Raw genomic sequence first — 21,653 nt, 5'->3', positions numbered from 1 at the left:
AGGGCAAGACGATGGGGCACGCGGGCGCGATCGTGTCGGGTTCCTCGGGCACGGCCGCCGCGAAGAAGGAGGCTCTGGAGGCCGTCGGCGTCAAGGTCGGCAAGACCCCCAGCGAAACCGCCCAGCTGGTGCGCGAGCTGTTCTAGCCCGCTGTTCCAGCCTGGTGTGAAGGCCTCGTCCCACCGTCGTAGCGGCGGGACGGGGCCTTCCTCATCCGCTGATCTTCCTGGGACCGCCCTCGCCTCGTCCGCGGGTCAGGGCCGCGATGAGGCCGGGTCCCACGAGCAGCAGGAAGAACCCCAGGAAGACCGCGATGGCGGTCGCACTGCCGGACATGATCGCCGGCACCCCCCACACGAAGAACAGGAAGCCGCCCCAGCCGAGCAGGGCGCCCGGGTGCGGGGCCCGGTGTCTGTGTTGCCTGTGGTGTTTGAGGTGTTCGCTTTCCGGAGACCCCTCGGGGGTCGCCTCGGGTGCCGGGACCGGTGCGGCACCGGAGGACTCCGGGGGCAGGTCCTCGAAGAGCGGTACCAGGTCCTGGTCGGTGACGGCGCGCAGCGCCGCGTTCGACCGCGCCTCGTGCTCCTCGAAGTCCAGACGGCCTTCCTCCAGCGCTCTCCGCAGCCGTGCCAGCGCCTGGTCGCGTTCGTCGTCGGAGAGGCGGTAACCAGCCATGCGGGTTCCATTTCAGGCGGGGGCGGAGCCGGGATCACAGGGTAGGACGGCGGGCGCGGCCGTACGGTTCCCCCTTCCCCGCGGCGGTGTCCCGCCCCGGCCGCGACACGCGCGGCCGGGATACCACGGAGCATTCCGGTCCCTGGCAGCATAAGTCGGGTGAGTACGCCAGGACCTCCCCCCGACCGCAAGCGCCCGCGGGCCGGTGCCGCGGTGACCTCCGCCACCGACGAAACCCCCGCCGAGGTCGAGGTCGACGCCCCCAGGCCCCTCTACGCCACGGGCGGGCTCGCCGCGGCCACGGCCGCGGGCCTGGGGCTGGCGGTGATCATCACCCTGACCATCATCGGCTGGGTGGCCGCGCCGCACGCCGCCTTCGGCGAGGAGATCGTCGACATCCTCCAGGGCGCGGTGCTGGCCTGGCTGGTGGGCCACCACGTCTCCTTCTCCGTCCCCGACGGTCAGATCGCGCTGCTGCCACTGGGGCTGGTCCTGTTGCCGGGGCTGCTGCTGTACCGGTCGGGGCGGTGGCTGGCCCGCTCCTGCCACATCCCCCGCCTGCGGTACGTGTACCGCGCGGCGCTGGCGATCGCCGGGCCCTACGCGGCGATCGCGGGCACCCTGGCCCTGCTGGCCCGTACCGAGGCCGTGGAACCGAGTATGCCGCGCGCGCTGGTCATGGGCTTCGTGATCGCCTTCCTGGCCGGTGGCCTGGGGGTGCTGCGCCAGCTCATGCGGGACAAGGGCGTGGCCGCGCGGGCCCTGCTGCGGCTGATGCCCGCCCGGTCCAGGTCCCTGCTGGTGGGGATGCTCGTCTCCACCGGAACACTGCTGCTGGGCGGTCTGGTGCTGTTCCTGGTGGCGCTGGCGGTGAGTCTTCCCGAGGTGGTGGAGACGACCCGGGTGCTGGCCCCGGGACTGGTGGGCGGCGCACTGCTGGTGGTCGTCCAGTTGGCCTATCTGCCCAACGCCGTGGTGTTCGCCGTGTGCTACGCGCTGGGTCCCGGGTTCGCGATCGGGACCGGGACCGTCGTGGCGCCCACGGGCGTGTCGGTGGGCGCCGTGCCGATGCTGCCGATGCTGGCCGCGATCCCCGACAACGGGGCCGCCCCGGCGCTGTCCCTGGTGGCACTGGCGGTGCCCTTCGTCGCGGGGGCGGTGGGCGGTGTGCTGACCCAGCGCAGCGCCCCCGACGTGGTCAGCGAGGCCGCGCCCCTGTGGGGCTTCGTGTGCGGGGTGACCACGGGCATGGTGTGCGCGGCGCTGGCCGAGGTGGCCGGAGGCCCGCTCGGCGGGGAGCGGTTGAGCGAGGTGGGCGCGTCCGCGTGGCAGGTGGGACTGGTCTGCGCCCTGGAGGTGGGCGTGGCCGCCGCCGTCGCCGCGTGGGTGGCGAACTGGTGGTACACGCGCAAGCTGGCTCCGGTGGAGCGGTCTGCTTCGAGGGGGCCCGAGGACGGCCCTGAGTCCTCGGCCGGGGCCAAGGCGGTGGCCGGGCCCGCGGGCGCCAGGAAGCCGAAGGCCGGAGCGGAGGCCGAGCGCGGAGCCGCCTCCGGGGCCGCTTCGGACACCGGGGAGGCCGCGCGCACCGAGCCCGCGGTGAAAGGCGAGCCGGTGGTGGATCTGCCGCCGGACGTGCCGGTCGGAGAGGGGCTGGCCACGGTCACGCCGCTGCGCCGCCGGGAGGACAGGGACACGGACCACCGGGACCAGCCGGACCCTCCGGAGCAGTCGGACCGCCGGAAGCAGCCGGAACGGGGGCACCGGGCCGGGGAACCGGCGGTGGAGGGCGCTTCCGACCAGGCCGGGCGCAGGAGGACCCGCAGGGAACTGCGTGCGCGTCGGCGCGAGGAGCGCAGGGCGCGCCGGGCCGCCGAGGACGGCCGCTGGTGGCGTCGCCGCTCCGCCGGGGACGAGGAGTCCGAGGAGATGTACGGGATCACCTACGAGGCCGACTCCGAGGAGCTCGACGCGCCCAAGTCCTGACCGCGCTCCCGACCGCTCCCCGGTGGCGGCCCCGCTCCTCGGGCTCCCCGGCCCCGGGGCCGGGGAGCCCGCCGGGCTCAGGTCGCCCTGCCCAATCCGCCGTACTCAGCTCTCCTTGGGAGCCGACCGGCGCCGGTGGGGCTCGAAGACGGCGTTGACCAGGTCGGTGCACCACTTGAGCAGTTCCAGGTCGCGCAGCGGCTTGCCGCCCAGGCCACCGGACTTGGGCACAGGCACCAGCAGGGTCCGCGCCGCCTCCTTGTGGATCGACTTGGGGTACAGCCGCCGCAGTCGCAGCTCCTGCGACTCGCGCAGCTCCACCGGCGCGAAGCGGATCTGGTTGCCCTGCATCACCACGTCGGTGAGCCCCGCCGACTTGGCCAGCACCCGGAACCGGGCCACCGCCATGAGGTTGTCCACCGGCTCGGGCGGGGTGCCGTACCGGTCGGTGAGCTCCTCGTAGGCGGCGAGGACGTCCTCCTCACTGGTGACGCTGGCGATGCGCTTGTAGGACTGCAACCGCAGCCGCTCCCCGGGCACGTAGTCGTGCGGGATGTGCGCGTTGATGGGGAGTTCGACCTTGGTCTCGACCTCCTCGGTGGCGTCCGGGTCGCCCTTGAGCTCGGCCACGGCCTCGCCCACCATGCGCACGTACAGGTCGAAGCCCACGCCGGCGATGGTGCCGGACTGCTCCGCGCCCAGGATGTTGCCCGCGCCGCGGATCTCCAGGTCCTTCATCGCCACGTACATGCCCGCGCCGGTCTCGGTGTGCTGGGCCACGGTGGCCAGCCGCTCGTAGGCGGTCTCGGTCAGCGGCTTCTCCGGCGGGTACAGGAAGTAGGCGTAGGCGCGCTCGCGCCCGCGTCCCACCCGGCCGCGCAGCTGGTGCAGCTGGGAGAGCCCGTAGGTGTCGGCGCGGTCGATGATCAGGGTGTTGGCGTTGGGCACGTCCAGGCCGGACTCGACGATGGTCGTGGAGACCAGCACGTCGAAGTTCTTCTCCCAGAAGTCGACCATCACCTTCTCGAGCTGCTGCTCGTTCATCTGGCCGTGCGCGTAGGCCACCCTGGCCTCGGGCACCAGGCGCTTGATGTTGGCCGCCACCTTGTCGATGGAGGCCACCCGGTTGTGCACGAAGAAGACCTGTCCCTCGCGCATCAGCTCGCGGCGGATCGCGGCGGTGATCTGCTTGTCCTCGTAGGGCCCCACGAAGGTGAGCACCGGGTGGCGCTCCTCGGGCGGGGTGAGGATCGTGGTCATCTCGCGGATGCCGGTCAGGCCCATCTCCAGGGTGCGCGGGATGGGTGTGGCCGACATGGCCAGCACGTCCACCTGGGTGCGCAGCCGCTTGAGCGCCTCCTTGTGCTCGACGCCGAAGCGCTGCTCCTCGTCGATGATGACCAGGCCCAGGTCCTTGAAACGGGTCTCGGCGGACAGCAGCCGGTGCGTGCCGATGACCACGTCCACCTCGCCGTTGCGCAGCCCCTCGCGGGTGGCCTCCACCTCGCTGTCGGTCTGGAAGCGCGACATCGGCTTGACCGTGACGGGAAAGGAGGCGTAGCGCTCGGTGAAGGTGGACAGGTGCTGCTGCACCAGCAGCGTGGTGGGCACCAGCAGGGCGACCTGCTTGCCGTCCTGGACCGCCTTGAACGCGGCCCGCACCGCCACCTCGGTCTTGCCGTAGCCCACGTCGCCGCAGATCAGCCGGTCCATCGGCACCGACTTGGACATGTCCTTCTTGACCTCGTCGATGGCGGCCAGCTGGTCGGGCGTCTCCACGTAGGGGAAGGCGTCCTCCAGCTCGCGCTGCCAGGGCGTGTCCGGGCCGAAGGCGTGGCCGGGGGAGGCCTGCCGGGCCGAGTACAGGCGGATGAGGTCGCCCGCGATCTCGCGGACCACCTTGCGGGCCCGGCTCTTGGCCTTGCTCCACTCGGCGCCGCCCATCTTGGACAGCGTGGGGGCCTCGCCGCCCACGTACCGGGTGACCTCGCCCAGCTGCTCGGTGGGCACGAACAGGCGGTCGCCGGGCTGGCCGCGCTTGGAGGGCGCGTACTCGATGAGCAGGTACTCGCGGGTGGCGCCCTGTACCTGGCGGCTGACCATCTCCAGGTAGCGGCCCACGCCGTGCTGCTCGTGGACGACGTAGTCGCCCGGCTTGAGCTGCAGCGGGTCGACCGCGCCGCGCCGCCTGCTGGGCATCCGGCGCATGTCGCGGGTGGAGGACTTCTGTCCGGCCAGGTCGGTCTCGGTGAGCACCACCGTGCGCACCGAACGCAGCAGGAAGCCGTGGTCGACCAGTCCTGTGGTGACCGTGGCCACCGCCTCCCGGGGCGGTTCGGCCAGGTCGGTGACGAGTGAGGCGCCCAGCCCGGCGTCGCGCAGCATCGCCACCAGGCGCTCCGCGGGTCCGTGCCCCTGGGTGACCAGCACGACGCTCCAGTTGTCGTGCAGCCACCCCTTGATGTCGGCCAGGGCCCGCTCGGTGTCGCCCCGGTAGGAGTCGGCGGCGACCGCGCCCACGACGACGGCGTCGTCCTCCTCGGCGGTGCCGTCCTCGCCCGGAGTGAACGGGGTCAGCCCCCACCAGGGCAGACCCAGCTCCGCGGCGGTGGAGCGCAGGTCGGCGATGGACATGTAGGCGGACCCGCCCAGGTCGATGGGCGCCTCGCCGCCGGAGGCGGCGTTGATCCAGGAGGCGTCGAGGAACTCGGCGCTGGTGGCCTCCAGCTCCACGGCGCGGGTGCGGATGCGCTCGGGGTCGCAGCCCACCACCATCGCGCCCTCGGGCAGGTAGGTGAGGAAGGGCTCCATGCCGTCGGCGAGCACCGGAGCGAAGGCCTCCATGCCCTCCACGGCCACGCCGTCGGCGATCTTGGTGAGGACCTCGGCCAGGGAGGGGTGCTCCTGGGCCAGGGCCCGGGCGCGCGTGCGCACGGTGTCGGTGAGCAGCAGCTCCCGGCAGGGCGGCGCGAACAGCCCGGAGGCGGCGTTGGCGCGCGCTCCGTCCTCCCCGTCGCCGAGGGGTTCGATGGAGCGTTGGTCGGCGACCTGGAAGTAGCGGATGTCCTCGACGGTGTCGCCCCAGAACTCCAGCCGCAGCGGGTGCTCCTCGGTGGGCGGGAAGACGTCCAGGATGCCGCCGCGCACGGCCATGTCGCCGCGCTTCTCGACCAGGTCCACCCGGGCGTAGCCGGCGTTGGCCAGGTCGGTGACCACGCTCTCCAGCGCGACCTCGTCGCCGGGGCGGATGCGTACCGGCTCCAGGTCGCCCAGTCCGGCCACCAGCGGCTGCAGGACGCTGCGCACCGGGGCCACGACCACCCGCAGCGGGGTGGTCAGGGGGTCGGCGGGGTCGGGGTGGGCCAGACGGCGCAGTACGGCTAGCCGCTGGCCGACGGTGTCCGAGCGGGGGGAGAGGCGCTCGTGCGGCAGCGTCTCCCAGGCGGGGAAGAGCGCCACCGAGTCCTCGGGCAGCAGGGAGCTCAGCGCGTCGGCCAGGTCGGAGGCCTCGCGCTCGGTGGCGGTGACGGCCAGCACGGGGCGCTGCGCGCCCACCGGCGCGTCCGCGGCCAGCGCCCCCACCATGAAGGGGCGCAGCGCCGCGGGGGCGACGAGGTCGAGACGGGGATCGTGGCCGCCGCGGGCGGTCTCGATCGCGCTGTGCAGCGCCGGGTCCCTGGAGACGTCGGCGAGAAGTCCAATGAGGCTCATAGCACCAGAAAGTGGAAGTGGTCCGGATCAGGCGGTGGTGGTCGCGGCCCGCGCGGTGGAAAGGCGGCTGCGGAAGAAGTGGACGCCCGGCACCTTCAGACTATCGAGTCCTGCGGCGCCGCGCGGGTGGGGTGTGGACAACCGGCGGCACGAAGCTGCCTCGTGCCGCCCGCGTCCCGGGACCGGTGCGGGCGGCGGCGCGCATCGGGTAGAACCTCCTCTGAACTGCCCCTATTCCGTCCCGGTCGGTGCTGGGCGAGGGCCCTTCGCGGGCCGGGCATACGCTAGGGGCGTTTCCCCGATCCGGAGGAGAGGAACCGCGTGGTAAGTGCCAACAGGCGTGGGAGCGGGACGCTCGGCGGCGTCGGGCGGCCGGAGGCCCCGGTCTTCACCCCGGGGCCGGACGGACTGGCCCACCTGGAACTGATCCTCAACGGCTCCTACCCGCTGCCCGGTTTCATGACCCGGGAGGAGGCGGAGTCCGTGGCCCGGGACGCCCGCCTGCCCGACGGGCGCCCGTGGCCGGTTCCGGTCACCCTGGAGGTGCCCGAGGAGCTCTCCGGCGCCGACCACCTGACCCTCACCGACCCCGAGGGCGCCCCGCTGGCCGGGCTGTCGGTGACCGAGAACTGGCGCGACGAGCGGGGCGGTTACCGCCTGGCCGGCGTGGTCACCCTGCTGCGCCCGCCGACCTACGGGGTGCTGCGCGAGCTGCGCCCCTCTCCGGCGGAGGTGCGCGCCCAGCGCGAGCTGGAGCCCGGCGGTCGGCCGCTGCTCGCGGTGGTCACCGACCGGCCGCTGCACCACCGGGTGCTGCACCAGATCCGCTCGGAGGCCGACGAGCTGGGCGCCAGCCACGGCGACGGGGGCCGCGCCGAGGTGCTGGTGATCATCGACACCGGCCTGGAGGACGAGGGCATGGCCACGGCGGTGCTGGCCGCCGAGCCCCTGCTGCCCGCGCGGACCTCCTTCGCGGTGTGCACGCTGCCCCGGGCGGCACACCGCTCGCGGGGCGCGCTGGGCGGAACCTGGGGGCCGCGCGAGGTGGCCCTGGCCGCGCACGTGGCCGCAGCCTACGGCGCCACCCACATGCTGGCGGTGACCGACGGCGGGGGCCCCGACGTGGAGCGGGTGATGGCCCAGAGGCCGCCGCTGACCGTGCTGGACCCCGAACCCTGGCGCTACTCCTCGGACGAGGGCCTGTGGCTGCCGCTCACCTGGGTGGACCCGGCCCGGGCCCGCGCCGAGCTCACCGACGCCCAGGTGGAGACGGAGCTGGCGCACGGGCGCGAGCTGCCCTCGTGGTTCACCCCCGCCCGGGTGGCCGCGGAGCTGGCCAGGCTGCGCCCGGCCCGGACCCGCCGGGGGCTGACCGTGTTCTTCACGGGCCTGTCGGGATCGGGCAAGTCCACGATCGCCCGGGGCGTGTGCGACGGCATCCGCCGGACGGGCCGGTCGGTGACCCTGCTCGACGGCGACGTGGTGCGGCGCATGCTCTCCAGCGGGCTGACGTTCTCCCGCGCCGACCGGGAGCTGAACATCCGCCGTATCGGATACGTGGCCTCGGAGATCACCCGGCACGGCGGGGTCACGGTGTGCGCGCCGATCGCCCCCTACGCCGCTGGCCGGGCCGAGGTGCGCGCGATGGTGGAGGAGTTCGGCGACCTCTTCCTGGTGTACGTGGCCACACCGCTGGAGGTGTGCGAGGCCCGGGACCGCAAGGGCCTGTACGCCAAGGCGCGGGCGGGTGAGATCCCCGAGTTCACCGGGATCTCCGACCCCTACGAGGAGCCCGACGACGCCGACCTGGTGGTGGACACCGTGGGGATGGCCCCGGAGGAGTCCGTGGCCCGGGTGATGGCGGCCCTGCGCGAGGGCGGCTGGCTGCCCGACAACGAGGGCTGAGACGAAGGACAGGAAGGGGAGAGGTGTGGACGCCACCGGAGACGGCACCCGCGGGCACCGGCTGCTGCGCCTGGTCGAGGTGATGGACACCCTGCGGCGGGAATGCCCGTGGGACCGGTCCCAGACCCACGAGTCGCTGGCCAAGTACCTGCTCCAGGAGGCCTACGAGACCCTGGAGACCATCGAGGGCGGCGACGCCGCGCTGCTGCGCGAGGAACTGGGCGACGTGCTGCTGCAGGTGGTCTTCCACGCGGCGATCGCCGCCGAGCGCCCCGAGGGCGACCCGGCGCGGTTCACGGTGGACGACGTCGCCGACGCCATCATCGACAAGATGACCCGCCGCCACCCGCACGTGTTCGGCGGGACGGAGGTGTCGGGGGCCGACGAGGTGCGCTCCAACTGGGAGGCGATCAAGGCCGCCGAGCGCGCGGAGAAGGCCAGGGCCGCGGGCGGTGACGGCAGCACCTCCGTCCTGGACGGGGTGCCCTTCGCCCAGCCCGCCGTGATGCTCGCCCACGAGTTGCAGAAGCGGGCGGTGCGCAACGGCTTCCCCGCCGACCTGGTGGGCGACGACGGGGCCGAGGGCGGTGAGCTGTTCGCGGCGGTGGCCGCCGAGCAGGAGCGCGGGCGCGACGCCGAGATGGACCTGCGGGCGGCGGCCCGCCGGTTCGACGCCCGCGTGCGCGCGGCCGAGCACGCGGCCCGCTCGGACGGGCGCGAGCCCCGGGAGCTGTCCGAGGAGGAGTGGCGGGCCTACTGGGCCAAGAGTGAGCAGGAGTAGGGGTGTTCCCCGGCGCGGTGGTCTCTTCCGTGCCTGGCTCGTTCCTCGCTGGCGGCACGTGCGAGCCCTGCAGAACCCCGCCGGCGCCCTCACGGCGCCTCGTGTTTTCCCGGCGCGGGTTCGGGCGCCTGGAAGGCGGTGTTCTTCGGTCTCTTCCGTGCCTGGCTCGTTCCTCGCTGGCGGCACGTGCGAGCCCTGCAGAACCCCGCCGGCGCCCTCACGGCGCCTCACCCCTGCCCGGGTCTGCCCCGTCGTCCGGGTGAGGGGCGGACGGGGCGGATCACCTCGGTGGCGGGGTCGTCCGGGGCCAGCCCGGCGCTGAACGTGGCCTGGGGGCGGCGGGCGGTCTCGCTGACGACCAGCCACACCCCCACGATCACCCAGTTGGCGATCAGCGCCGACCCGCCCGCCGACAGGAACGGCGTCGTCATGCCGGTGAGCGGGATGATCAGGGTCGCCCCGCCCAGCACGATGAACACGTCGAAGGCGAGCAGGAACGCGTACCCCAGCGCGGTCAGCTTCAGGAACCAGTCCCGGGCGGCCAGGGCGATCCGGAAGCCCCGCTCGGCCAGCAGGAAGAGCAGGAGCAGCACCGCCATGAGGCCGGTCAGGCCGAGCTTCTCGCCCACCGAGACCAGGATCAGGTCGCTGTCGGCGGCGAACACCTCCTGCACGAACCCGCCGCCGAAACCCGTGCCCGTCAGGCCGCCCTCGGCCAGGGCGAACATTCCCTCCACGATCTGGAAGCTGCCGCCCTGCCGCTCGTAGACCTCCCGGTCGAAGGCGTCGAGCCAGATCTCCACCCGGTTCTGCACGTGCCCGAAGAGCAGGTAGGCCACGTAGGCGCCGACCGCGAACGCCACCAGGCCGATGAGCACCCAGGACTTGCGCGCGGTGGCGGCGTAGAGCACGGCCAGGAACGTGCCGAACAGCAGCAGCGAGGTGCCCAGGTCGCGGGTGCCCACCAGGAGGAGGATGGCCACGCCCCAGCCCACCGCCATCGGCGCCAGGTCGCGGGCGCGCGGCACGCTGAACACCTTGAGCCCGCCGATCCGCAGGGTGCGGGTGACCAGGGACATCACCTCGCGCCGCCGTCCCAGGTAGGAGGCGAGGAAGATCACCAGCAGCACCTTGGCGAACTCCGAGGGCTGCATGGTGGCCGGACCGACCCTGATCCACCGGCGCGCGCCGAGCACCTCGTGTCCCAGCGGGGACAGCGGGAGCAGGAGGAGCAGCAGGGCGGCGGCAGCGATCAGGTACGGGTACATGCTCAGCCGCCGCGGGTGGCGGACGAGCAGCAGCGTGACCGCGCACAGCACCATGCCCGCCACGGTCCACACCAGCTGCCGGTCGGCGTTGGTGTGCTCGCCGCCGGGCTCGCTCATCTGCAGGACCCAGATCATGGTCAGGCCCAGCCCGTTGAGGACGGTGGCCACCGGCAGGACGACCGGGTCGGCGTAGGGGGCGGTCAGGCGCAGGACGACGTGCAGGGTGAGCGCTCCGGCGCAGAGCACGCCCAGGTAGGTCAGCGGGGCGGGGTCCAGTTCCCCGGTGACGGACAGGGAGGCCGACAGCAGGGCCGCGGCGGTGGTCAGCATGGCCGCCGTCAGCAGGAGCAGTTCGGTTCCGCGCCTGGGTGTGGGGGGCAGGGCCCCGTCGACGGTGCCGGCCTCGGGGTCGCCCATGTCGTCAGTCGTTCCGCCGTCCGTGTCGGGGCCCGGAGCCCGGTACGGGTGCTTCGGCCCGGGTTCGGGTCCGCCCCTGCACTATAAGTGGCGGGGGCGGACCTGTCCCCGAACGTGCCCCTGGCCGGTTCCGGCCTCGCGGCGGTGCGGTCAGCGGGGTACGGGGGCGGGGGAGTCCAGGTCCAGGGCCTCGGCCGCGGTGAAGATCCGGGACTCGAACCCTCCCCGGCGCGCGAGCAGGGGCGCGGCCCGCGCGAGGAGGTCGCGCCCGGCGATGCCCAGGCGAGTGCGCGGTGCCAGGAAGCCCAGCCCGGAGTCGGCGATGGCCTGGTTGGCGGTGACGTAGGGGCGCATCCGCCGTTCGTAGGCGGCCAGGGCCCGGGTGTGGTCGTCGTGGCGGGCCAGTTCCTGGGCGAGGACGTAGGCGCCGACCATGGCCATGCTGGTGCCCTGGCCGGACATGGGGGAGGGGCCGTAGGCGGCGTCGCCGACCAGGGTGACGCGTCCGGTGGACCAGCGGTCCATGCGGATCTGGGTGACGGAGTCGAAGTACAGGTCGGGGGCCCGGTCCATCTCGGCCAGGAGGCGGGCGCCCTCCCAGCCCACGCCCCGGAAGCTCTCGCGCAGGAAGCGCCGCTGCTCCTCGGGGGCTGCGCGGTCGACACCGGTCTCCTCGCCGGTGCGCACGAGCAGGAGGGCCTGGGCGTCCTGCGCGCGGGGTGTGTGGTAGGTCCCCACGGCCCGGCGCGGCTCGTTGTACAGGTGCACCGCCCGGTGCAGCCCCAGGTGGTTGGGCACGGTGAAGATGCTGATGTAGCTCTCCAGGAAGCGGCGGTAGGGCTCCTCGGGGCCGAAGGCGATCCTCCGGGTGGTGGAGTGCAGCCCGTCCGCCCCCACGACCAGGTCGAACACGCGCGGTGCGGCGCGTTCGAAGGTGACGCGGACCCCGTCGGGGCCCTGGTCGAGTCCGGTGACGGAGTCGTCGTACAGGTACTCGGTGTGGGTCGCGGTCGGTGCGTGCAGCAGGGCGACCAGGTCGCTGCGCAGGATCTCGTGGGAGCGGTCGGTCGAGAGGGACTGGGTGCTCTGGACGGCGGCCCTGCGGCGTCCGCGCGCGTCCACGAAGCACACGTCGTCGACCCCGGTGGCGGCGGCGCGGACGGCGTCGAGCACGCCCATGCGCTCGGCGACGTCGACGGCCACGCCGCGTACGTCGATCGCGTATCCGCCGGTGCGGAGCGCGGGGGCGCGCTCGACCACGGTGGCCTCGATGCCGTGGTGGTGGAGCCAGTGGGCCAGAGTGGGCCCGGCGACGCTTGCGCCGGAGATCAGGACGGTGCGTACGGCGGTCATGGCGTTCTCCGCTCTTTCGGATGCCGTTGTCCTCGGCGTCCACGCTAGGCGTCTACTTACCGTGCGTCAAGTAACTTACCGATCGACAGGTAGATCACCGGTCGAAAGGTCGGCGTTAGACTCGTCCCGTCCGACGGCGAGGTGACGGGAGTGGCACGGGTGCCCAGAGCGCAAAGCGACACCAAGGCGCAGATCCGGGCCGTGGCCCTGGACCTGTTCGCCCGGAAGGGCTTCGAGAAGACCAGCCTGCGCGAGATCGCCGAACGCCTCGACATCACCAAGGCCGCGCTCTACTACCACTTCCCGTCCAAGAACGACCTGCTCAGGTCGCTGGTCGAACCCCTGGGCGAGGACATCGAGGCTCTCCTGGCCGAGTACGGGGCCGTCGCGGGCGCGGAGGGGGTCGCCGACCGCCGCGCCCTGGTCGGCGCCTACTACGACGTGTGCGTGCGCCACAGCGGTCTGATGACGGCCGTCCTGAGCGATCTGGCCTCGCTTGCCGAGATCGGTCTGGTCGACGCCATCCTGTCCTGGCGCCGCCGCCTGGACTCCCTGCTCGTGGGCCCCGACGCGGGCGTTCCCGCCCACATGGGCGCGGTGATCGCCCTCGGCGGCCTCCAGGACCTCGCGGTCATGTTCTCCCCGAGGGAGGCCGTTGCCCACCGTGAGCGCGCCGTGGACATCGCGATGGCCGCCCTGGAGTCCGGCTTGTCCGATATGGACTAGACCAATTCCGCCGGGTGCGCGCACCCGGTCCCGGGCGGTGTCGCTAGTCTCGTGTCGGGTCCTGAACCAGTGGTCCGAGAAACCCGAAGAGACGGAGAAAGACCGTGGCGTCCATCGAGGCAGTACAGGCGCGGGAGATCCTTGACTCCCGGGGAAACCCGACAGTCGAGGTCGAGGTTCTGCTCGACGACGGAACCATTACGCGCGCGGGCGTCCCCAGCGGCGCCTCCACCGGCCAGTTCGAGGCCGTCGAGCTGCGTGACGGCGGCGACCGCTACGGCGGCAAGGGCGTGACCAAGGCCGTCACGGCCGTCAACGAGGAGATCGCCGACGAGCTGATCGGGTACGCCCCCGACGAGCAGCGCATCATCGACCGCGCGCTCATCGACCTGGACGGCACCCCCGACAAGTCCCGGCTCGGCGCCAACGCCATCCTGGGTGCCTCCCTGGCCGTGGCCAAGGCCGCCGCCACGACGGCCAACCTGCCGTTGTTCCGCTACATCGGCGGCCCCAACGCGCACGTGCTCCCCGTGCCGATGATGAACATCCTCAACGGCGGCGCGCACGCCGACAGCAACGTCGACATCCAGGAGTTCATGATCGCGCCCATCGGCGCGCCGACCTTCGCCGAGGCGGTCCGCTGGGGCGCCGAGATCTACCAGGCCCTCAAGTCGGTCCTCAAGGCGCACGGCCTGGGCACCGGCGTGGGCGACGAGGGCGGCTTCGCCCCCAACCTGGACAGCAACCGCGCCGCCCTCGACCTGATCGTGGAGGCCATCGAGAAGGCGGGCTACACCCCGGGCACCGACATCGCGCTCGCCCTGGACGTGGCCGCCACCGAGCTGTTCAAGGACGGTGTGTACACCTTCGAGGGCAAGACGCGCACCTCCGAGGAGATGGCCGCCTACTACACCGAGCTGGTGGACGCCTACCCGCTGGTCTCGATCGAGGACCCCCTGGACGAGGAGGACTGGGAGGGCTGGAAGAAGCTCACCGACGAGCTCGGCGAGCGGGTCCAGCTCGTGGGCGACGACCTGTTCGTCACCAACCCCGAGCGGCTCCAGCGCGGCATCCTGGCCGACACCGCCAACTCGCTGCTGGTGAAGGTCAACCAGATCGGCACCCTGACCGAGACCCTGGACGCGGTCGCCCTCGCCCAGCGCAGCGGCTACACGGCCATGATCAGCCACCGCTCCGGTGAGACCGAGGACACCACCATCGCCGACATCGCGGTGGCCACCAACGCCGGGCAGATCAAGACCGGCGCCCCGGCGCGCAGCGAGCGGGTCGCCAAGTACAACCAGCTGCTGCGGATCGAGGAGGAACTCGACGACGCCGCCGTGTACGCGGGCGTGTCGGCCTTCCCGCGCTTCGCCAGGCGCGGCTAGTCTGCCCCAGTGCCCCGCGAATCCGAGCAGCAGCGACCAAAGGCTGAGAAGGCGGCCAAAGCCGACAGCCCGCGGCGCCGACCTGCCCGCAGGGCCGCGGGGCCCGCTGGCCCGGGCACGGGCCGCACCCGCCGGGTGCGGCCCGTGCTCACCAGCCGCGCGGCCATCCTCGCGCTCGTGGTGTGCGTGATCGCGCTCAGCCTGGCCTACCCGCTGCGTGAGTACGTCGCCCAGCGCGCCCAGATCGCGGAGCTGCGCCAGGAGCGCGAGCGCATGGAGGAGAGCGTGGGCAGGCTCCGCCAGCGCGAGGAGGAGCTTTCCCGGGACTCCTACGTCGAACGCGAGGCCCGGGCGCGGCTGCACTACCAGTACCCCGACGAGATCGCCTACATCGTCATCCGCCCCGACGCCGAGGGTGACGCCGAGGACGAGGACGGACCCCGCCAGCCCTGGTTCCTCACCCTGTGGCGCTCGGTGCAGGAGGCCGACAGCCCCCCGCCCGGCGACGGGCTCTGAGCCCGTGGGCGGGGTACGGAGACGGCGCGGGAACGCGGACGTCCTGCTCGCGGTGGCCCTGGGCGGCGCGGTGGGCGGGACCGCCCGCCACGCGCTGACGCTGCTGGTGCCGCACGACGGCACCGGCTTCCCGTGGGCGACCTTCACGGAGAACGTCGCCGGCTGCCTGGCCATCGGGGCGCTGATGGTCGTGATCACCGAGATGGTGACCCCGCACCGGCTGCTGCGGCCCTTCCTGGGCGTGGGCGTCCTGGGCGGCTTCACCACCTTCTCCGCCTACGCCGTGGACGCGCTCTCCCTGGTGGAGGGGGGCGCGCCGCTCACCGCCCTGGCCTACCTGGCCGCCACCCTGCTCGCCGCGCTGGCCGCGGTCCGGGCGGGGGCGGTCCTGGCTCGCGCCGCCGCGCGGCACCGCCGTACCCGATCCGACCGCGAGGCGAGGGGGTCGAACTGATGGAGCTGTCCGGACGCGCGCTGCGGCTGACCGTCCACGTCGGCGACGGCGACACGTGGCGGGGCAGGCCGCTGCACACCGAGATCGTGCACCGCGCGCACACCGCGGGGCTGGCCGGGGCCAGCGTCTTCCACGGGCTGGAGGGCTACGGCGCCTCCCGGCACGTCCACACCGCGCGGCTGCTGTCGATGTCGCAGGACCTGCCGGTGATGGTGGTCATCGTGGACGCGCCCGCGCGCGTGCGCGCCTTCCTGCCCCAGCTCGACGAGCTGGTCTCGGAGGGCCTGGTCACCATCGACGAGGTCGAGGTCGTCCGCCACACCGGGCGCGGCGGAGACCGGTGACCGGGGAGTTCGCCGCCGTGGCGGCGGGGGCGGCCGTCGGAGCCGTGCTCCGCTACGCCACCGACCTGTTCCTGCGCGACCGTACCGACATGGTGCTGCCCTGGGGCACCCTGACGGTCAACGCGGTCGGCTCGCTGCTGCTGGGCTTCCTCGCCGCCGGGATGAGCGCCGGGGCGGTTCCGGGCTGGGCCGTGCTGGTCGCGGGTACCGGGCTGTGCGGAGCGCTGACCACCTTCAGCACCTTCGGCTACGAGACGCTGCGCCTGGCCGAGTCGGGCGCGCGGGCCTACGCGCTGGCCAACGTCGCCCTTACGCTGGTGGCCGGGCTGGGCGCGGCGGTGCTGGGGTGGACGGCGGCGCTCGCCGTGTGGCCACCCGGCTCCTGACGCCTCCCGCTCCCCGACCCCGCCGGTCTCCCGCCCCGGCCGCACCCGGGGGTGGGCGCGCGGCCCTATGCTGGGTGCGCCATGACTTCCGCAGATCAGACCGGGCCCGCATCCGGGCCTCCCGGCCCCGTCGCCGAGCGCGACCTCGCGGCCGTCGAACTCCAGCTGGGCCGCCCGCCGCGCGGCGTGCGCGGGATCGCGCACCGCTGCCCCTGCGGCCTTCCCGACGTGGTACGCACCGCACCCCGGCTGGAAAGCGGCGAGCCCTTTCCGACGTTGTACTACCTGACGTGCCCGCGTGCGGCCTCGGCCATCGGCCGGATGGAGAACGAGGGCCGGATGCGCCAGATGCAGGAGCGCCTGGGCGGCGACCCCGAACTCCGGGCCGCCTACACCAGGGCGCACGAGTCCTACATCGCCGAGCGGGCCGAACAGGCCCGGCGCGACGGTGTGGAGCCGCTGCCCGAGGGGATGCAGAGCACGGGGGGCATGCCCACCCGGGTCAAGTGCCTGCACGCGCTGGTCGCCCACGAGCTCGCCGAGCCGGGCACCAACCCCTTCGGCGCCGAGGCGCTGGAGGAGCTTCCGCACTGGTGGGACCGGGGCCCGTGCGTGTGTGTCGACGACAGCGCCCCCGGGGGCGCCGAAGGGAACGGGTCATGAGCGGTGTCGCGGCCATCGACTGCGGAACCAACTCCGTCCGCCTGCTGATCGCCGACGTCGTCCACGTGGGCGACGACGAGGCGCAGGTGGTCGACGTGGACCGGCGCATGGAGATCGTGCGGCTGGGCGAGGGCGTGGACGAGACCGGGGAGTTCGCCCCCCAAGCCCTGGAGCGCACCTTCGCGGCGCTGCGCGGCTACGCCGAGGCCATCGAGGCGCACGGCATCGCGCTGGGCCCGGAGTCGGTGCGCATGGTCGCCACCAGCGCCACCCGTGACGCGCGCAACCGCCAGGAGTTCATCGACGGGGTCCGCGACATCCTGGGCGTGGAGCCCGAGGTGGTCACCGGCCTGGACGAGGCGGAGCTGTCCTTCGTGGGCGCCACGGCCGAGCTGGAGGCCGAGGACGGCGACGGTCCGCTGGCCCCGCCGTTCCTGGTGGTGGACATCGGCGGCGGCTCCACCGAGTTCGTTCTGGGCGGGGACCCGTACCGGGAGGACGGGGAGCTGGTCCGCGCGTCCCTGTCGGTGGACATCGGCTGCGTGCGCATGACCGAGCGCCACCTGCGCAGCGACCCTCCCACGCCCGCGGAGATCGAGGCGGCGACCGCCGACATCGAGGCGGCGCTGGACGAGGTCGAGCGGGTGGTCCCGCTGCGCGAGGCCGGTTCGGTCGTGTGCGTGGCGGGCACCGCCACCACCGTGGCCGGGATCGCGCTGGACCTGCCCGAGTACGACTCCGAGCGCATCCACCACACCCGGGTGGCGGCCAAGGACCTGGACCGCATCGCCGCCGAACTGCTCGGGCAGACCTCGGCGGAGCGGTCGCGGATCGGCGTCATGCACCCCGGCCGGGTGGACGTCATCGGCGCGGGCGCGCTGGTGCTGTCCCGGGTCCTGGCGCGTACGGGGGCGGACTCCTTCACAGCGAGCGAGCACGACATCCTCGACGGCGTGGCCTGGAGCCTCGTCGTCTGACCAGCGCTTGTGCGCGCCCTTGCCCGGGCCCTCCGGGGCCGGGCAAGGGCGCTCCGGGTGAGACGTGTCACCCCGGAAAGGGCTTGTGAATGCTTTCACAACCCATCTGACCTGCGAAAATGCAAGTCGGTCAGGTCGGGAAATGGTCGGAAGGTGAGCCGGTGTGAACCTTCTCCGTCGGTAGGCGCTTGTGAAAGAATGCACAAGCAGCCGCGAACAAGGGCCGAAGGGCCCGACGCGACCGGGCGGTCCCGCCTCAGCGGGCGACCAAAGACCGTGACAACCTCGCGGCCCCTGGGTAAAGGGGGCGCCACACTTCACGAACCGTTAGGGCGGATATGCGATGACCGAGAGCAGGAACTACCGGCTGGTACACGGCGGCGGGGACGAGGCGGAGATCCCGCACATCCTCATCGTCGGCGGCGGTTACCTCGGGATGTACACCGCGAGGCGGCTGGAGAGGAAGCTCGGGGCCGGTGAGGCGCGGATCACCGTCATCGACCCGAACTCCTACATGACCTACCAGCCCTTCCTGCCCGAGACCGCCTCCGGGAACATCTCGCCCCGTCACGTCGTCGTCCCGCTGCGCAAGGTCTTCAAGCGCGTCCGCGTGCTGGGCGGCCGGGTGGTGCGCATCGACCACGCCGAGCGCACCGTCCGCTACGAGCCCAACGCGGGCGAGCCCGAGACCATCGCCTACGACTACCTGGTCATGGCCGCCGGAGCCGTCTCGCGCACCCTGCCCATCCCTGGGCTGGCCGAGTGGGGCATCGGTATCAAGACCGTGGAGGAGGCCGCCTACCTCCGCAACCACGTGCTCAACCAGCTGGCCATCGCCGACTCCACCGACGACGAGGCCACCCGGCGCAAGGCGCTGAACTTCGTCTTCGTCGGCGGCGGATTCGCCGGGGCCGAGGCCATCGCCGAGCTGGAGGACATGGTCCGCGACGCGGTCCGCGTCCACCCCTCGATCGGCCTGGAGGACGTTCGGTTCTACCTCATCGAGGCGGCCGACAAGATCCTGCCCGAGGTCGGCCCCGAGGTCGGTACCAAGGCGCTCAACCAGCTGCGCCGCCGCGGCATCGACGTCCGGCTCAAGACCTTCCTGGAGTCGGCGGTCGACCAGCACATCAAGCTCAGCGACGGCACCGAGTTCGACGCGGGCACCCTGGTGTGGACCGCGGGCGTCAAGCCCAGCCCGGTCGTGGCCGCCAGTGACCTGCCGCTGGGCCCCAAGGGCCACGTGGACACCAGCGAGCACCTCACCGTCAACGGGGCCGAGAACGCCTTCGCGGGCGGTGACAACGCCCAGGTGCCCGACGGCAACGGCGGCTACTACCCGCCCAACGCCCAGAACGCGGTCCGCCAGGCCCCGGTGCTCGCCGACAACGTGATCGCCACCCTGCGCGGCACCGACCTCAAGGCCTACCGCCACAAGAACCTCGGCGCGGTCGCCGGACTCGGCCTGCACAAGGGCGCCGCCCAGCTGTTCGGCAAGATCAAGCTCAACGGCCGCCTGGCCTGGTACGCGCACCGGTCCTACCACCTGTTCGCCGTGCCGACCTTCAACCGCAAGCTGCGCGTGCTCTCGGACTGGACGCTCGGCCTCTTCCTGCGCCGCGACTTCGCCGCGCTGCCGGAGATGGCCGAGCCCCGCCAGGCCTTCGAGGAGGCGAGCCACCCGCAGATCGAGGACGGCCGCCTGCGCCGGGTCAGCTGACCCCGGCCCGAGAACGCACGAAACGACCGGCTTCCCGCGGGATGCCGGTCGTTTCGTGTCCCAATCCGGCCAACTTTGATCAATGGGGCAATCAGCCCCGGCCGGTATGATGGGCTCGCCCTCGTAGCCCAATGGAAGAGGCAGGCCCCCTAAAAGGGTCACAAGTGTCGGTTCGAGTCCGACCGGGGGTACTGTTTCCTGGCTTTTCCCGGCGCGGGCTTGGGCGCCTGGGAAGGCGGTGTTCTTCGCTCTCTTCCGTGCCTGGCTCGTTCCTCGCTGGCGGCACGTGCGGGACCTCCAGAACCCCGCCGGCGCCCTCACCGCGCCTCGTGTTTCCCCGGCGCGGTTCGGGTGCCTTCGGGGCGGGAACCTTCGGCCTCTGCGCGCACCGTCCTCGTTCCTCGGAAGGTGCGCTCCGAGACCTCCAGAACCCCGCCGGCGCCCTCACCGCGCCTCGTGTTTTCCCGCGCCTCAGCCTGGACGGGGGTGCTCCGGGGCCTGCTGCTCCATCAGCAGCTGGAGCTGGGTGAACAGGCGCTCGCCCGGGTCGCCCAGGTCGATGCCGCTCACCTGTGCCGCCCGCCGCACCCGGTACCGCAGCGTGTTCGGGTGGATGTGCAGCCGCTCGGCCGCCGCCCGCGCGTCCCCGAAGGCCTCCAGGTAGGCCAGCAGGGAGTGCACCAGGTCGGCGCCGCCCGCCCGGTCGTGCTCGATCAGGCGGCTCACCCGCGGGTCGCGCAGCGACGGATCCTCCCGCAGGCGGGCCAGGGTCTCGCTGATCAGCACCCGCGAGCGCACGTCGGAGATGGTGGCCACCTCCCAGTCCATGCCCCGGTCCGCGTCGCGTCCCATCGCGTCCAGCACCCGGTCCGCCTCCGCGCGCGAGTCGGTCAGGTCCGCCAGCCGCTCCACCAGCGACCCCACCGCCCCCTGCACCTCCAGGCCCAGGGCCGCGCGCGCGGCCGCCACCGTCCTGCGGGCCAGCGCCAGCACCGACTTCTCCGCCCCGCGCCACCCCTCCCTGCCGCGGGCCAGGTCCGGAAGCAGCACGTACACCCGCCCGCCCAGCTCCGTCACCAGGGCGCTGCGCCGGTAGGCGGCCGTGTGCACCGACACCAGGTCCACCAGCTGGCGGCGGCGCAGCTCGCGCTCGGGCCGGTCGGGGCGCCCGGCGCGCTCCTCGCCCGCCTCCTCGCCGGTCACGGCGAAGGCCACCACCAGCGCGCCCCGCTCGGAGGTGACCTCCACGGTGTCGGCCAGGGCGCTGGCGTCGATGCGCCCCTCCAACAGGCTGGCCAGCAGGTCCTCGCGCAGCCGCAGGTCCGCGCTGGCGTGCGTGCGCTGGCGGATCATCTGCAGCGCGGTGGTGCGGGCCGCGCCCAGCAGCGCCTCCTCGGCGTGCTCGGACAGGGGCTGGGCGCCCTCCTGGACCCAGATCGCGCCCAGGGGCTGGCGCCCGGCGTGGATGCCCACCGCCAGGCGGCGCCGGATGCCCAGCTCGGGATGCTCGTCCACTCGGACCACCTCCTCGCCCGCGCGCAGCTTGGCGAAGACCCCCCACTCGCGCAGCAGAGCCAGGTAGGACTCCGGTCCGCGCCGCCCGAGCACCGAAAGCCGCCGCAGCTCGTCCACCTCCGCGCCGCTGGAGTAGGCCAGCACCCGGCTCGCCGCGTCCTCGATGCTCACCAGGCCGCCGGTGATCCGCGCGATGGTCTGTGCCATCGAGAACAGGTCGCCGCTGGCCTCGCTCAGATCCTCGGACGCGGTCAGGCGGGCGTCGTCCACGATGGACTGGCACACCGACTGCAGCTGGTCCCAGCGCACCTCGGGACGCACCGACAGCAGGGCGATCCCCGACTCCTGGGCCTCGGTGCGCAGCGCCCGGGCCTCCTCGGCCGCCCGGGGGCGCCCCGGCCGGGTCCCGGCGGGCGGGGGCATCAGCTCCTCCCGGGCGGCGCGGCCGCTGGCCTTGACCGCGACCGCCGTGGCGCCCTGCTCGGCCAGGGTCCGGACCAGGCGGCGCGCCGCGGCGCCCCGGGCCCCGATCAGCAGCACCAGGTCGCCCTCGCGCACCTCCGTGCGGTCCTCCGGGTCGAGGATGACGACGTTGTCCACCTGGACATCGAGCCCGCCCGGGGCCGCGGCCACGTCCACCACCGGGTCGCCCAGGGCCAGCAGCAGACGGCGCAGTGGCAGACCCGTCGGCTCCTCCTGGTCGGACCCGCTCTGACCAGGAGTGACACCGCCCTCCCGGGAGGGCTGGTCCGAGCGGTCGCCGACGGCGCGGAACGGGCCCGGGGGCGGGGCTTCATTACTCATATGTGTCTCATTTTGTCCTAGTGAACAAAGAAGGCGGGCAAAGAGTGGCCTGCCCCACAAGGTTCGC

General features: G+C 73.0%; 17 protein-coding genes, 1 tRNA gene and 1 pseudogene. 14 read left to right on the top strand and 5 right to left on the bottom strand.

Features of this window, described 5'->3' with window-relative positions; genetic code table 11:
- Positions 1 to 146 (top strand): annotated as a pseudogene (locus FYW95_RS19705) (succinate--CoA ligase subunit alpha); the annotation flags it as partial.
- Positions 147 to 210: 64 nt separating this feature from the next.
- Here FYW95_RS19705 and FYW95_RS19700 read toward each other — a convergent pair.
- The gene (locus FYW95_RS19700; RefSeq protein WP_159941762.1) at positions 211 to 675 is read right to left on the bottom strand and encodes a DUF1707 SHOCT-like domain-containing protein; all 465 of its coding nucleotides are present in this window, start codon (positions 673 to 675) and stop codon (positions 211 to 213) included.
- 213 nt (positions 676 to 888) lie between these two features.
- Between FYW95_RS19700 and FYW95_RS19695 the strand changes: the two genes are divergently transcribed.
- On the top strand, positions 889 to 2,658 hold the full coding sequence (locus tag FYW95_RS19695) for a cell division protein PerM (protein WP_160050645.1): 1,770 nt from the start codon (positions 889 to 891) through the stop codon (positions 2,656 to 2,658).
- A 105-nt stretch (positions 2,659 to 2,763) separates the two neighbouring features.
- Here FYW95_RS19695 and mfd read toward each other — a convergent pair whose 3' ends face one another.
- Positions 2,764 to 6,369 (bottom strand): transcription-repair coupling factor, encoded by a 3,606-nt coding sequence (gene mfd / locus FYW95_RS19690; protein ID WP_160050643.1) that lies wholly within the window; start codon positions 6,367 to 6,369, stop codon positions 2,764 to 2,766.
- Positions 6,370 to 6,690: 321 nt separating this feature from the next.
- Here mfd and cysC point away from each other — a divergent pair, with 321 nt between their 5' ends.
- Both cysC and FYW95_RS19680 read left to right on the top strand, forming a co-directional pair.
- The gene (gene cysC, locus FYW95_RS19685) at positions 6,691 to 8,274 is read left to right on the top strand and encodes an adenylyl-sulfate kinase (RefSeq protein WP_159941764.1); all 1,584 of its coding nucleotides are present in this window, start codon (positions 6,691 to 6,693) and stop codon (positions 8,272 to 8,274) included.
- Between the two features lie 82 nt (positions 8,275 to 8,356).
- Positions 8,357 to 9,055, top strand: a complete 699-nt coding sequence (locus FYW95_RS19680) for a nucleoside triphosphate pyrophosphohydrolase (protein WP_159941935.1) — start codon at positions 8,357 to 8,359, stop codon at positions 9,053 to 9,055.
- A gap of 227 nt (positions 9,056 to 9,282) precedes the next feature.
- On the opposite strand, the gene FYW95_RS19675 is transcribed toward FYW95_RS19680, so the two are convergent.
- Complete coding sequence (locus tag FYW95_RS19675) at positions 9,283 to 10,740, bottom strand: FtsW/RodA/SpoVE family cell cycle protein (protein WP_159941765.1); 1,458 nt, start codon at positions 10,738 to 10,740, stop codon at positions 9,283 to 9,285.
- A gap of 150 nt (positions 10,741 to 10,890) precedes the next feature.
- A complete protein-coding gene (locus FYW95_RS19670) occupies positions 10,891 to 12,093 on the bottom strand; it encodes an FAD-dependent monooxygenase (RefSeq protein WP_159941766.1) in 1,203 nt (400 codons plus the stop codon).
- 159 nt (positions 12,094 to 12,252) lie between these two features.
- Between FYW95_RS19670 and FYW95_RS19665 the strand changes: the two genes are divergently transcribed.
- From FYW95_RS19665 to FYW95_RS19620, 10 genes are all read left to right on the top strand, one after another.
- Entirely contained in the window at positions 12,253 to 12,819 is a 567-nt protein-coding gene (locus FYW95_RS19665; RefSeq protein WP_159941767.1) for a TetR/AcrR family transcriptional regulator, read from the top strand.
- A 104-nt stretch (positions 12,820 to 12,923) separates the two neighbouring features.
- Positions 12,924 to 14,207 (top strand): phosphopyruvate hydratase, encoded by a 1,284-nt coding sequence (gene eno, locus FYW95_RS19660; protein WP_159941768.1) that lies wholly within the window; start codon positions 12,924 to 12,926, stop codon positions 14,205 to 14,207.
- Between the two features lie 144 nt (positions 14,208 to 14,351).
- Positions 14,352 to 14,723, top strand: a complete 372-nt coding sequence (locus FYW95_RS19655; protein WP_160050642.1) for an FtsB family cell division protein — start codon at positions 14,352 to 14,354, stop codon at positions 14,721 to 14,723.
- Positions 14,724 to 14,727: 4 nt separating this feature from the next.
- On the top strand, positions 14,728 to 15,177 hold the full coding sequence (locus FYW95_RS19650; RefSeq protein WP_159941770.1) for a fluoride efflux transporter FluC: 450 nt from the start codon (positions 14,728 to 14,730) through the stop codon (positions 15,175 to 15,177).
- Positions 15,177 to 15,521, top strand: a complete 345-nt coding sequence (locus FYW95_RS19645) for a DUF190 domain-containing protein (RefSeq protein ID WP_159941771.1) — start codon at positions 15,177 to 15,179, stop codon at positions 15,519 to 15,521. The genes FYW95_RS19650 and FYW95_RS19645 overlap by 1 nt, the downstream gene beginning before the upstream one ends.
- Complete coding sequence (crcB, locus tag FYW95_RS19640; RefSeq protein ID WP_159941772.1) at positions 15,518 to 15,907, top strand: fluoride efflux transporter CrcB; 390 nt, start codon at positions 15,518 to 15,520, stop codon at positions 15,905 to 15,907. The genes FYW95_RS19645 and crcB overlap by 4 nt, the downstream gene beginning before the upstream one ends.
- An 81-nt stretch (positions 15,908 to 15,988) precedes the next feature.
- Positions 15,989 to 16,570, top strand: coding sequence for a DUF501 domain-containing protein (locus FYW95_RS19635; protein WP_159941773.1), 582 nt, complete (start codon positions 15,989 to 15,991; stop codon positions 16,568 to 16,570).
- Entirely contained in the window at positions 16,567 to 17,547 is a 981-nt protein-coding gene (locus FYW95_RS19630) for a Ppx/GppA phosphatase family protein (protein ID WP_159941774.1), read from the top strand. Before FYW95_RS19635 ends, FYW95_RS19630 begins: the two co-directional genes overlap by 4 nt.
- A gap of 343 nt (positions 17,548 to 17,890) precedes the next feature.
- A complete protein-coding gene (locus FYW95_RS19625) occupies positions 17,891 to 19,267 on the top strand; it encodes an NAD(P)/FAD-dependent oxidoreductase (RefSeq protein ID WP_159941775.1) in 1,377 nt (458 codons plus the stop codon).
- A 117-nt stretch (positions 19,268 to 19,384) separates the two neighbouring features.
- A tRNA-Leu gene (locus FYW95_RS19620) sits at positions 19,385 to 19,458 on the top strand.
- A 280-nt stretch (positions 19,459 to 19,738) separates the two neighbouring features.
- Here FYW95_RS19620 and FYW95_RS19615 read toward each other — a convergent pair.
- Positions 19,739 to 21,586, bottom strand: coding sequence for a helix-turn-helix domain-containing protein (locus FYW95_RS19615; RefSeq protein ID WP_159941776.1), 1,848 nt, complete (start codon positions 21,584 to 21,586; stop codon positions 19,739 to 19,741).
- Positions 21,587 to 21,653 lie beyond the last annotated feature (67 nt).

This window comes from Nocardiopsis sp. FR4, from assembly GCF_009830945.1.
In the GTDB taxonomy this organism is placed as follows: Bacteria; Actinomycetota; Actinomycetes; order Streptosporangiales; family Streptosporangiaceae; genus Nocardiopsis.
Note: the sequence above shows the minus strand (reverse complement) of the source record. Positions and strands in the feature narration are given on the sequence as shown.

Coding starts and splice junctions, on each gene's coding strand:
- FYW95_RS19700 (WP_159941762.1), bottom strand. CDS start 675: ATGGCTGGTTACCGCCTCTCCGACGACGAACGCGACCAGGCGCTGGCA.
- mfd (WP_160050643.1), bottom strand. CDS start 6,369: ATGAGCCTCATTGGACTTCTCGCCGACGTCTCCAGGGACCCGGCGCTG.
- FYW95_RS19680 (WP_159941935.1), top strand. CDS start 8,357: ATGGACACCCTGCGGCGGGAATGCCCGTGGGACCGGTCCCAGACCCAC.
- FYW95_RS19675 (WP_159941765.1), bottom strand. CDS start 10,740: ATGGGCGACCCCGAGGCCGGCACCGTCGACGGGGCCCTGCCCCCCACA.
- FYW95_RS19670 (WP_159941766.1), bottom strand. CDS start 12,093: ATGACCGCCGTACGCACCGTCCTGATCTCCGGCGCAAGCGTCGCCGGG.
- FYW95_RS19645 (WP_159941771.1), top strand. CDS start 15,177: ATGGAGCTGTCCGGACGCGCGCTGCGGCTGACCGTCCACGTCGGCGAC.
- FYW95_RS19635 (WP_159941773.1), top strand. CDS start 15,989: ATGACTTCCGCAGATCAGACCGGGCCCGCATCCGGGCCTCCCGGCCCC.
- FYW95_RS19630 (WP_159941774.1), top strand. CDS start 16,567: ATGAGCGGTGTCGCGGCCATCGACTGCGGAACCAACTCCGTCCGCCTG.
- FYW95_RS19625 (WP_159941775.1), top strand. CDS start 17,891: ATGACCGAGAGCAGGAACTACCGGCTGGTACACGGCGGCGGGGACGAG.
- FYW95_RS19615 (WP_159941776.1), bottom strand. CDS start 21,586: ATGAGTAATGAAGCCCCGCCCCCGGGCCCGTTCCGCGCCGTCGGCGAC.